Annotated in this window: 8 protein-coding genes; 7 read left to right on the forward strand and 1 reads right to left on the reverse strand. The window is 34.7% G+C overall.

Going from position 1 to position 13,117, the window contains the following annotated elements; all coding sequences use genetic code 11:
• The 7 genes from FZC37_RS00005 (at window position 1) to FZC37_RS00035 (ending at window position 11,438) form a co-directional block, all read left to right on the forward strand.
• Window positions 1-1,314, forward strand: coding sequence for a DPP IV N-terminal domain-containing protein (locus FZC37_RS00005; RefSeq protein WP_148951693.1), 1,314 nt, complete (start codon window positions 1-3; stop codon window positions 1,312-1,314).
• 6 nt (window positions 1,315-1,320) lie between these two features.
• The gene (ruvA, locus tag FZC37_RS00010; protein WP_148951694.1) at window positions 1,321-1,938 is read left to right on the forward strand and encodes a Holliday junction branch migration protein RuvA; all 618 of its coding nucleotides are present in this window, start codon (window positions 1,321-1,323) and stop codon (window positions 1,936-1,938) included.
• Window positions 1,939-1,972: 34 nt separating this feature from the next.
• Window positions 1,973-2,965: a Holliday junction branch migration DNA helicase RuvB gene (gene ruvB / locus FZC37_RS00015; RefSeq protein WP_148951695.1), complete on the forward strand. Its 993-nt coding sequence runs from the start codon at window positions 1,973-1,975 to the stop codon at window positions 2,963-2,965.
• An 11-nt stretch (window positions 2,966-2,976) separates the two neighbouring features.
• Complete coding sequence (locus tag FZC37_RS00020) at window positions 2,977-3,834, forward strand: DMT family transporter (RefSeq protein WP_148951696.1); 858 nt, start codon at window positions 2,977-2,979, stop codon at window positions 3,832-3,834.
• 121 nt (window positions 3,835-3,955) lie between these two features.
• Window positions 3,956-6,481, forward strand: a complete 2,526-nt coding sequence (locus tag FZC37_RS00025) for a hypothetical protein (RefSeq protein ID WP_148951697.1) — start codon at window positions 3,956-3,958, stop codon at window positions 6,479-6,481.
• Between the two features lie 954 nt (window positions 6,482-7,435).
• Complete coding sequence (locus FZC37_RS00030; protein WP_148951698.1) at window positions 7,436-8,899, forward strand: hypothetical protein; 1,464 nt, start codon at window positions 7,436-7,438, stop codon at window positions 8,897-8,899.
• 244 nt (window positions 8,900-9,143) lie between these two features.
• Window positions 9,144-11,438 carry a leucine-rich repeat domain-containing protein gene (locus FZC37_RS00035; RefSeq protein WP_148951699.1) on the forward strand — a complete coding sequence of 765 codons (2,295 nt, stop codon included), beginning with the start codon at window positions 9,144-9,146 and terminating at the stop codon, window positions 11,436-11,438.
• A gap of 805 nt (window positions 11,439-12,243) precedes the next feature.
• Here the strand turns inward: FZC37_RS00035 and FZC37_RS00040 are convergent.
• Complete coding sequence (locus tag FZC37_RS00040) at window positions 12,244-12,900, reverse strand: hypothetical protein (protein ID WP_148951700.1); 657 nt, start codon at window positions 12,898-12,900, stop codon at window positions 12,244-12,246.
• Window positions 12,901-13,117 lie beyond the last annotated feature (217 nt).

Here is a 13,117-nt window from a genome sequence, read left to right on the forward strand (position 1 = left end):
ATGATACAAACTGTTATTAAAACATATGTGCTACTGATATGCGCCTCTTTTGCATTCGTTCATGGACATCAGATAGAAATATCCGGAAAAAGCTATGAACCAATTTCTGTCGCCATCAACGATTTCTATAGCGAAACTGAAACAAGATTGGCCAAGTCGATAGTGGAACTTGTCAAAACAGATTTAGATAACTCGGGATTGTTAAAAACCGTTCCAGGAGATTCCTTTATCTCAACAGATATTGGCATAAAAGCTGTGCCTTTTTTTGAGGCATGGAGAAAAATAAACGCAACCATCTTAGTAAATGGAGAAATAGAACGTGCGAGGAATAATTCTATTAATATAAAGTTCAAGGTATGGGACATCGTATTAGGAAAGAGTGTTATAACCAAAGTTTTAGAGTTTAAGTACGATAACTGGAGAAGGGCTGCGCATAAAATTGCAAATCAGGTATATCACACTCTTACAGGGGAAGAAGGACCGTTCGATAGTAAAATAGTCTACATATCAGAGTATCCATCAAATAACAAAATTATAAAAAGATTAGCTATCATGGATCAAGATGGCGCTAATCACAAGTATCTCTCTGATGGTACGTATATAACTATCTCTCCTAAAATATCTAGTAATAACGAAAAGATAATTTATACAGATTTTAGAAATGGAATATCAAAACTGTTCCTAAGACATTTATACACAGGAGAAGATACATTAGTGTCAACTATACCTGGAAACATCTTTTCTCCTAGATTTTCTCATGATGGAAAGAAAATCTTGTTTTCTGTAGCACACAGGGGGTCCACTCACATCTTTGTCTCACATATAGATAAAAAGGAAACAAGGAGACTAACTCACGGAGCGGCAATTAACACATCACCAAGTTATTCTCCTAATGACAAACGTATAATATTTAACTCAGATAGATCAGGCTCTCCACAGCTTTATGTTATGTCTGATGATGGATCAAATGTGCAGTGTATCACATCAAATAGATCGGGTGGCATTTATGCAGAACCATCATGGTCTCCTAGAGGTGACTACGTAGCATGTACAAAAATTGTAAAAGGAGAAGGGTTTTTGGTAAACGTTATAAACCTTAAATCTGGAGCTGAAAAGACTATAACCAGAGCTAGAATGACAAATGGACACTGTTGGTCTCAAAACGGTCATTTTCTTATAGTGGCAAAGGAAAGCGTCATAGGAAGCGTACTTACAAAGCGTATGTACAAGGTAGACCTATATGGATGCTCTTCTGTATATATACCAACTCCGCATGGAGCGTCTGACCCTAATTGGGTCAACGTAGAAGATTAGTCATGCATGATAGCAAAGATAGTAGGAATACTTGAAGATCTAGAAGAAGAATTTGCAACAGTTATGACCAACTCTGGCGTTGGATACCTGATTCATTGCACCAAAGCAGCTTTAATGAATACCACAATAGGAGAGTCAATATCATTACTGATAAATACTCATTATAAAGAGCAGAAAGGTATTCAGCTATTCGGTTTTGCTTCAAAAACAGAAAAAAACTTTTTCAACATGCTACAATCAGTAAGCGGAGTAGGAAGCAAGATGGCAATGGCTATAATTTCACACCTAAGCGCACAAGGCATAATTAATTCTGTACATACCAAAAATGCCCTAGAGTTTTCGGCAGTACCAGGAGTAGGTAAAAAACTATCTGAACGCATTGTATTAGAATTACAAAGTAAAATATCTAAGATAGCACTCTACTCTGAGACCACGAATAACCAATACACTGAACCATCCATCAGAAGAGATGCTATTTTAGCACTTACCCAATTGGGACTGAACCAACTAGATGCAGCAACCAGAGTCAACAAAGTGCTAGAAGAAAATGCTGCACATACAAAAGAAGATGAAGAAGGCAATCTTTCAGTCACTAGCCTAATCAAGAAAGCCTTGCAACAATAGGCTATTTACACAAAACTTTAACGAGGTACTTGTAATGTACATAAAACATGAAAATACACAATTATCTAAAGAAGATGAGTCTTACGCGCCAAAACGACTAGAATCTTTCATAGGACAAGATTATATAAAAGATAATTTGTCAGTTTTCACAATAGCAGCAAGACAAAGAAACGAGCCTCTAGATCATGTACTATTACATGGACCACCCGGGTTAGGAAAAACCACACTTGCTCATATTATTGCAAACGAAATGGAAGGGACATTAAAGTCTACGTCAGGACCTATGTTATCTAAACCAGCCGATTTAGCAGGAGTGCTAACAAATTTAAAAGACAAAGATGTACTGTTCATTGATGAAATACATAGAATCAATATCTCTTTAGAGGAAGTACTTTACGGCGCCATGGAAAATTTTTCTATAGATATATTGGTGGGAGAAGGAAATACAGCACGCCCTATAAAGCTGCCTATACCTAAGTTCACTTTAGTAGGAGCTACAACAAGAATAGGTTTATTGAGTAATCCTTTGAGAGATCGCTTTGGAATACATCTAAGAACAGAGTTTTATTCAGCCATCTCTTTACAACAAATCATAACTAAAGCATGTTGTGCTAAAGAAATGAAAATTTCTGACACAGCAGCATTGGAGATAGCTGAAAGATCCAGAGGCACGCCAAGAATAGCACTTAGATTATTACGTAGAGTTGCAGATTTTGCCCTCATTGAAGGTACAAATTATCCAATAACTATAGACATTGCCACTAAGGCATTAGAAAAACTGAAAGTAGATAAAAAAGGTCTAGATATAAATGATTACAAATACCTAACACTTATATCCGAAAACTACAATGGTGGACCAGTTGGCATAGATACCATAGCATCATCCCTTTCTGAGCAAAAAGATACCATAGAAGAAATGATAGAACCGTATATGCTGCAAATAGGCTTTGTACAAAAGACGCCAAGAGGGCGTGTTTTATCACATCTTGCACTAGAATATCTGTGCAATAATAGGCATAAAAAGTAGTATAAATACTCATGCTAAAAACAAAACAACATTTAAGCGCGGTATATTTTTTCCTATGCGGATCTACGTTATGCATAATATCTGACGTTATTACAAAGTACGTGGGTGTAACACTTGAAGAACTACATGTAACAGGTTTACGTTTCTTATTCTGCCTTATTTTTGCAACATGCATGAAAAAACACATAACTAAACCAGTCAACATTTGGGTAGAAGTTACACGAGGTATATTATTCTTTTTAGCTCAAGCATTATGGATATATGGACTCAACAAAGTACAGATAATAATTGCAACAATAATAGGTTTTCTAACACCAAGCATCACGCTAATACTATCTGTGTTTCTTACGAAAGAGAAAATATCTTGGCAAAGATGGACAGCTACTATAGTAGGATTTACCAGCATATGCATCTGCTGTAATAAAACAACAGAACATCACATACCAAAATACGTTTCTGCATTGTTGCTTTCCACCTTTATATTCACAGTCATTGATGTCATAAACAAAAAATATGCTGCTTCTCAATCACCAATAAATACAATCTTTTATTGCTCTTTATTTAGCACAATAGTTTCAATACCAAGCACTATATACTATTGGAAAACTCCAACTATAACAGAACTCCTCCTTGTCGCAACTATAGGTATTATAAGTAACATTACTTTCTTGTGCTTGTTAAAAGCATTTCAGCGTGAAGATATAACAGCACTTGTCCCGTACAAATATTTAGAGATTGTAATAGCAGCAGTGCTTGGTTATATAATCTTTCAAGAAGTTCCGTCAAAGACTACACTTGTTACATCTGCGATAATAGTTACCGCATCTATTTGGCTCTCTAAACAAGAAAATAAATATACCAGACATTAAAATTATTCATGCTTTGCCAACAGTGCACAAACATGCCACATCCACAAAATATGCTTTCTGAGTAAAATAAAACGTGTTACACTTGCTAGTTGTACGTATAACTCACTTAAGGTTGAATATTATGCAAGAAGAACAGCGTCCAAAAACAACACCTTTAAGTAAAGGGCTCTTATCTAAACTAGATATATCAACAAGACATAAATTAGCACGTGATGCTTCTAGGCAAAATAATATGCAGTTACTAGAAGATATATGGAACTCCGACGATTACACATTAAAAATAGAAATATTGCATGACGGAATGAAGGATATGCAAGTAAAACAGATAAGACACTTGCTACACAACACAGATATAGATGAGTTATTTATAGATTCAACCTTGATTTACGATATAAAGATTAACAAACCCTACGATTATGTTAGCACAATAACAAAAAAGATTGTGTTAAAACCTTTAGAATATGCTTGCGAGATAAACAATTTAAGCTCATTTGAGCGTATTATATGTGCTGATAGAAAAGAATTTTTACAGAAAAAGAATGACATAGTTTCACATGTAGCTCAGTTTGCCACAAGGATATTGACACACCTTACTGAAAGAGTAGCTGCCAACATAAGAGAGCTAGAAAAAACAAAGCCAGAAGGCGTAGAAGTAGCTATGGCCGATCAAGCAGAGAAATTAAAGGTAATAGATAGTTCCCGTGTAGGAAAAGGAGCAGCGATAAAACTAGAATTAGGGCCAGGTGTTAAAGATATTGATCAACAAGCACTAGGAGAATCAAGCAAAGAAGGATCAGCAGCAGATATACAAAAAAAAGAAAAGTCAGAAAAAAGTGAAAAAGTACAAAAAGAAACAGCGGTGGCAGCAGGTGCACGCTTAGCGGAAGCAGGAGGAAAAGGAATAGAGGCGGCAGGAAAAGGAGCAGCGGCAGAAGGAAAAGGAGCAGCGGTAGCAGGTGCTGGCTTAGCGGTAGCAGAAAAGGCAATGGTGGCAGGAAAAGGAATAGAGGCGGCAGGAAAAGGAGCAGCAGGAGCGGCAGCAATAGCAGCAGTATCAGAAGATGATAAATTTCAAGAAATAAAAAAATTACAAGCAGATCCAGATAAAGCTATATTTGATGAATGTATTAGTTACAAAACAAAAAAAGAAAGGTTCGAGGAAATAATACGAGATATAAATGACACGGCATCACAAATTGCTAAGAAGCTTTTTTTCGATGCATCTCATGACACATTTAATCAATTTGTTATTCAAGCAAGAAAAGATATCTTACCAAAATTAGAGAGCATTGCACCAGATCTCCTCAAAAAAGACAAAGGGTCATTCATTCACAACCAACTTGAAAAATTAGATTTGCCTTCGGAGCGTTTACCATCACCTGTGTCAATACTAGCAAACAATACATACATTTTTACCTCTAGAGAAAGACAAGACAGAGAAAGCGAGTTTCGACAAATGACGATAGATGATAAAGTATGCGCTCTATACGAAAGCCTCCTCCCCTCAGTACAAAAACTAAAAGAAGAAAGTAACTGTGCAGAGAAAATATTAGATTTCATTGCGACAAAGATCTCAAATCACACCGGACCAAGAATAGTATTTGGTTGTAACATAATGGAACAAATATCGCTAGGACCTCTTTACTCTACAGGCTCAAGCACAATCTTTTCTACTGTTCATGATATTGACTCTATAAAGCCGGATGCTGTTTTTATACATGAATGCTCTCACTACGTGATGGATGAGCTGTATTTAAGTAACTGCTTGCCTGTAGCAGTTACAACTCCAGTACTTTCAATAACTGAAATGTTACTCAAAAAGTATGGAATAGATCCTATCCGTGACGCAAGAAAATTAGGAGCAATGACCTTAGCAAAAATACTAAAAAATGGTTTTCAAACAGAAGGTGATGGCGATGATCGAAAGCATCACTTTAAAATACCTCTTGAAAAGGAGCTATCAGAGAAAGCAGTCTTCGAATGTGATAGATATATTGCCTACTCAGAGGCGGTATATCATCTCCTTTCTAAAGTATCAAGCCTTGTGAGCATCAAGGGTAAAGAACTAGAAATGCCATCACAAGATGTCTTCCCTGGATGTATAAAATTTTTAAAAAATCAGTCATTGCTATCCCTATTTTTATTCTCCGGCATGAACCGAATTTTACGAGAAGAGTTTAAAAAAGAGGATGATAGAGAAGAACATTTAGATAATTTTGTAGAAAAATGTAAAGAAGAATTATGTTTCTTGGTGTACAACTTACACAAAGAAGGCATATTAGACATGGATAAAGAAGAGATACAGTTCGAAAGTAAAAAAGATACTCGACAAACATTAAATTACATTCTTCAGCATTTAGATGAAATAGTAAGTAAATTACACTGCGGAGAAAGTCACATCAAAACAGAAAGTACTATGTTTTTCCTCGAGAGAATGGCGGATGCTGTTTTCCGAAAAGATGAAGTACCTCTGAGTGAGTTCGTAGTCAGATATCCTGAAACCCTTCTCTTGCATGAACATAAAACCGGAATTGTCGATACAGAGATATTGGAACACTTTAGACCGATGAAAGAGTTCTGGAATGATTATATAATTCCGGATATCGATAGGTATATACAAGAGGAAGGTTTCGGAGCAGGTGGATAATTTTATTAGAATAAATACAAAATAAGTATAAGAGCCCTATTGTATTCTATGCTTGTTTCAGCAAGGAATGCAATATGGATCATTTCCTAAAAACTGGTTTGTTTTCAAGACTTTGACATAATCTTAGCTTACAATTTACAACTTAAGAGTCGATAGTACGATGGTTAGATTCCTGTGCATAAGAAACAGACAGTAAAAGTGTTTTATAATGACGGTACTCCAAAGAATATAGAGAGATAAATGCTCTAACAGCTACATTGTGGAACATTTTAACGCTACAAAAGTTCCTATAATGCTGTGCAATTAGGCTTTAGTAATAGAGGTCCCTAAAAGAAGTAATATCACAATGTAAGCAACTACATTTCTGGTAAAAAATGAAACACTGTTTCGTCTAAAAAGTACATATGAGCACAGTGAAATACATACGAATAAATAGTCAAAGTTTATGTGATGCTCCTCAAAATAAACGATGCTGCACTACTAGTTGAGCAACGCATCTTTGTTGTGAAATATATCTAAAAAGCCTTATCCTGTACTTTTGCAAAATAGCAAAATTCTCTAACTTCAATACAGTTTGTCTACTTATGCTTAAGCTATTACAGACATCTAATCTTATTTATTAGATTATTAATTTAATCTATATTTCCTTTTTTCACTAAGCTTTATTATACAAAACGCTACACAAATTTATTTGACATTATATACATTTATCATTTCTATTTTTTTACACAGACACAGCACTAATAGTAGTATTGCAGAGAAATCCATTACCACAACACAAAAGACAATTTTTCTCAAATTATAAACATACAAAGCTATCTTAGGGTAAAAATCCAATACATTTTACCATTCTTACTACTTTACATTATCAAGTATAATTAATACTTGTCTTATTAAAAGTTATGTTATATAAAGATACAGTTTAATAATTACTAATAAAAATAATAGATAGAAATGCATAAAACTAGAGTTAAAACATTGGATCAATTTAAAGAATCTGTAGCTACAAACCCTAACTATACTATGTCAACACAGCCTTTTCACATATCAGTAACGTATAATAGGCAAGATATGCAAAAACCGCTTGTGTGCGATAGAGTGCAATTACATGCAAGGCTCTTTGATACAGACAGCACTCACTTGGAGACAATTGACGAACATATCTCTCCGCAAATAAAGTTACTAACCTTTGGACAGAAGGATAAAATAGACGATTTTGTCGGTAGATGGTACGATATAAACGAAAGTAAGGATAGTATTCTAAAAGCCTTTGCAATACGTAGCACGCATGAACTTGTAAGAAAGATGCAGCCAATACCTACTAAACCAATACCTACTAAACAATTAGATGATCTAAAAAGCGCGGCACATGCCTTACGGGAACTGACAATAGAAAAACCATTATTTTTTAGTAGTGAAGGTATGTGCTCGTCACTTATTACAGGACTCAGAATGAACAAACAACAACAAGAACTACAAAAAATAGAAGAGAAAATACAAGAACTACAAAAAATAGAAGAGGAAAGACAAGAACTACACAAACAAAGCGAAGACGTCACTCGCAAGCCATCAAAATTACATGGCCTAGTAAGCATAGATATTTGTGATTATCTACCTCATCCAAGCAATATTCATAACAGAGGACCTTACTTTTTAAAATTAGAATTTTTCTCAACAGGACAAAACGCAGAAGGTGAACTTATAACACCATTTTTAAACCATGTGATGTCTGCTAAATTAGCTGTTGAGCATTGCAGAAAAACATGTGCAAATTGGCCAGAAGACAGATCTATGTCACAACATTCTTACCGACAAGACGGTAAGAATGTGTATAGCTGTCTGTTCAGTGTAACACCATCTGTAGAAGAGTATAATGACTTTGAAAACAAAAAACCAATTCTGCAAAGACAACTAGCGCTAAAAGCGGCCGGTTTTGTACACTATAACAGTTTGATAAAAAATCGTGTGACAAACGACATATTAAACACAGAAGAATCTTTAGAAGGGTTTAAGGTAATTCACAACGCTATTTTCAACCATAAATATAAAATAGATCAAGAAGTGGAAAAACGAGCAGTAGAGACAGTAGAGGTAAATGACCCAGAAGATCCTGAAAACAAATTTTTTACCGGGAAAGTTAATTTTCTTATACAAGGACATGAAAAGCAGGTAGAAATTTTCTTTGTTAACTTGCCATGTGGTGACGCTGCGTATAACAACTTTCAAACAAGTGAGCAATACAATCGTGAGAAAGAGGGAGCTATACACGAATTGCGTCAAAATGAACATTTCACTCATTTATCTACAAATCCAGGAATAAAAGACAAGCTTTTAGATATAATTGGAAGCAATGAATTATTCTTTTCAGAAATATCTGAGAAGATACCAGAATATCATCATACAGCGGAACAGCACTAAAAGATTCAACCCTTTGGGTAGTGGTTGGTACAGCCACTACCCCTATCATCCAACTACATATCATCCATACCAACTATATAAGATGTGAGAACATTGGTTGCAACAACTACGTTCACGTGCTAGAAGAAAAGATGTCAATAGTTTAAAAGTTTTTGGTACTAGTGATATGTAACAACCTCTGCATCCAACAAGCAAAGGAAGCCCTAGTGGTAGTCTAGGTAGCGTTAGTGATCGCCCTCCTCTAATGAGTAGAGATAGTTTTCCAAAGCAGGTAGACCATACATCTGAGGACGAAGCTACTACCATAAGTGGCAGCCAAGGTAGCAGTAGAGCTAGGGTTAACATAAATTGGCCAGATAAACAAATAACAGATGAAATCCTCTCACAGCGACAGATACCAACTAGTGCACAGCAACTCAATCTCACAGGTAATCTAATACAGGACGTTAGTTCTTACCATGCAAAGTTGCAACATTTAACAGGCCTGAATTTAAACAGCAATAGAATATGTGATGTTACATCTATCACAGTACTTACAAAGTTAGCACTACTTGGTCTAAGCAATAATAGCATACGGAACATTGCCCCTCTTGAAAGTCTCACAAATTTAACAGAGCTTAATCTCAACAATAATCACATAAGATCTGTTAAGCCTCTTGCACGTCTGACAAAGCTCAAGGTATTTAGTTTAACTCACAATAGTCAGATAGATACTAACGATCTTGCATGTTTGAAAAACTTTGAACAATTAGAGACGCTTAATATAAGTCACAATAGCATAAGTAATTTAGAACATATAAAACATGTCAACAGCCTAACGGAGCTTGATTTATCAAATAATTGCATAGAAAATCTGAGTGGTTTAGAAAATTTGACAAATCTAAAAAAACTAAATCTAAGCTATAATAAAATAGGTTCGTGTAACCTTGCAAATATGCCAAATCTAGAAAATTTAAATCTAAGTTTGAATAAAGTAGTTACGTGTAATGTCGTAAACAATGCGCAGCTAAAAGAGATAAATCTAAGTCGTAATAAAATTAATGATATAAAATTTGGCAATACACATAATTCGCTAAAAAAACTAGATCTAAGCTATAATAAAATAGGTTCGTGTAACCTTGCAAATATGCCAAATCTAGAAAATTTAAATCTAAGTGTTAACAAAATATTGTCAATCGAGTTTATCAAACGTCTTAGTCTAAAAACAATAGATCTAGGTTATAACGCAATAGATTCATGTAAATTTTCAACTTCTTTGAATATAGAAGAGATAAATTTAAGCTGTAATAGAATTTCAAGTATCAAATTTGAAAATCAGAGTTCAATAACAAAACTAAATTTTAGCAAAAACGTAATCAGATTGTGTAAATTTAAAAAGTTCTCGAAGCTGGAAGAACTTGATCTAAGTCATAATCAAATATGGGAAGTGAAACTTGAAAACATGGGTGAGCTAGAAGCGCTTAATCTAAGTCATAATCGCATTACAGGACACTATATTGACTGTGCTTTACCAAAGCTGAAAGTGATTTGTTTGGATGGTAATCAGGTTAAAACTGTTAATACACTACCATCTTCTGTAACAAATCTTAGTCTTAATAATACAGGAATAACAAATATAACAGAAGTTGGATATTTTAATAATTTGACGCAGCTGAATTTAGGAAATAATAGACTAGGAAATGAAAGTCTATCATCAATTCAACGGAACAGTACTATAGTAGATCTTGACCTAAGTAATACCAAGTTAGATTCTGTCGCATACCTTAGAGAGCTTACACAAATGAAGACTCTTATTTTAAGTGGTAACAGAATTGGTACTCTTAACCCGTCTTCTCTACCTTTTAAGACGCTAGAAACTCTCCATTTGGAATGTACTGAGACAATTAAATATGACAATTTGCAATATTTCACCAATCTAACAGATGTTAGTTTTAGCGGTAACAAAGAAATGCAACGGTTGTGTATTCCTGCAGAGTGGAAAAAGCTAAAAGTTCTTAGTCTAAACAATACTCATGAACAGGATGTCGGATCATTAAAAACGCAAAAAGGTATTACCAAGCTCTCGCTACAAAATACCAAGCTGTTGAATATAGGCGATTTAAGTGCATTTTCTTTGATAAAAGAACTTAATCTGCGCGGTACTCAAACGAGTGATATTAGCGCAATCTCACAACTTACTCAACTCACAGCACTAAATCTGGGTGATAATGGTATAACTGATACAACACCTCTTGCTGACCTTGTGCAACTAATAACACTGGATCTAAGGAGAGCACTGTTTGAAAATACTAAAGATTTTTCAAATCTTACTCAAATAACAGAGCTTAATTTAAAAAGGAATCCAAACTTAGAGAGCATCGAAGAGCTTCGTTATCTTACCAATCTGAAAGCACTTAATCTGAAGAAATGTACGAAAGTGCCCGATGACCTTGAACCTATTCAGTCTATCAGGCCTCTTTCACTGATTCACCCAAACTGTGATGCAATGTATTTAGTAGAGGATGACATTGTTAAACAACAAATATGCGAAATTTTGTAGAACAATAAAAACGTACTGCAAGCTGATATACTCTTCTCATGCTTTTGATAATATATGGAAGTGATGCTGCTGCATTGTGTTTATACGATCATGCATCGTAGTTCATTAATTCGTGACCAGAAATGGATGGCTCTGATACAGGATATTAAAAAATAACGCCTAATTAAAATGCATCTAGATATTCCTTAAAACACCTTTTGTGCAACTATAATCTTATTATACGGCAATAAAATAAACGTCTTTACATCATATCATTGATCTTACAAACATGCAGAAAAATGAGGCATATGCAATATGAAACATTCCTTCTAAAAGATACGTCTGCCAGATAAATATATGACATTCTTATGCCTTTAGCCCCCTAGAAAATAAGACAACTCTTACATAAAGTAGAAACAACAATATTTACCTTCTACCAAAATTTCTTTTTTTCTAAGTACCAAAACATACTAAAGAACAAAATGGATAAACCTTTACTTTTTTATAAAACAAGCAAAAAAAACCGTTAAGAATATGAATCTCACTTACAACACATTATCAAGATACAGGCAATTGACTGAAGTGCAAAAAGCGATTTTAATAACCTATATAAGCAAAGATGAAGGAATGTGTGCTGAGAATAAAACGTCGTAAAAAAGTTGTTCTCAATATACATTGCTATATATAACTTTTTCAGGAAATCAGCTAAGCAAAGGTCTCTCGTAAGTAAGTCTGCTACCTGACATTTGCGTCTCATCAAACAATTAATGTCAAGTAGCAGTTTTAAGCACGATGCATATAAAAAAACCTGTAGTTCTTAGAATGCTCACCAATTGCTTCTTTTACCCCATTTATATGAGTCCCCATCATAAGGACGTTGGTGAGAATATTTTCTGTTCTTTCTATGAAAACTTCTACATTGGCACCAATGTAAGATCATACTTTCATTACGATTATAATTTGCCATCACAATCCAACGTAAATGAGATATTAACTGCTTGATTGTCACGGAAAAATCTCCACTAGCAAAAGGATTGCATAATGTGTTATCGTCTGTATTTGGGTAAGCTAAGCTTCTTGGTACTCGCAAAAGAGTACGTACACCATTGTTATCATAGAATACGCCAGCTGGACTACCGTCAAATAAGCCATTTACACCATACATTCTGAAATTTCTTATCATGTTACGAGATATTTCGTTGTAACCACCTCCATACCAACTACGAAAGAAGGAATAATAATCTTGACCGTACGATCGTCCCATTATACTACTTGTTCCAGATGGAGCATTACGTCTCCTTACAAATCCCACTCTATTTATATCACCTTCGTCTAAAGACAGAGCATCTGCTAAACCACCCCCCATCGCATATCCAGGAGGTCCGTAAAAGTATATTCTTTCGCCGGGTAGTAAATCTCTTCTAAAAACATCACCATCGTTTTCTCTGTATTGTCCATGTCCTCTTAGGTAAAAATCTGCCATAGTAAAAAATTATGTATCATTTAGTATTAACGTTGCACAGTGTTTCTATGCGACGTCTTTGTACAACACTTTTTGCAATTATACAACTAATAATAGCATTAATTTCATAACAACAATTAGAGGTTCGTGTCATGTATAATTGATGATAGAAATAGCTCATATTAAAGTAAGAAATGTGACAAACAACATAGACAAAATGTATCCATACCTATATCCC

Source organism: Candidatus Sneabacter namystus (assembly GCF_008189685.1).
In the GTDB taxonomy this organism is placed as follows: domain Bacteria; phylum Pseudomonadota; class Alphaproteobacteria; order Rickettsiales; family Rickettsiaceae; genus Sneabacter; species Sneabacter namystus.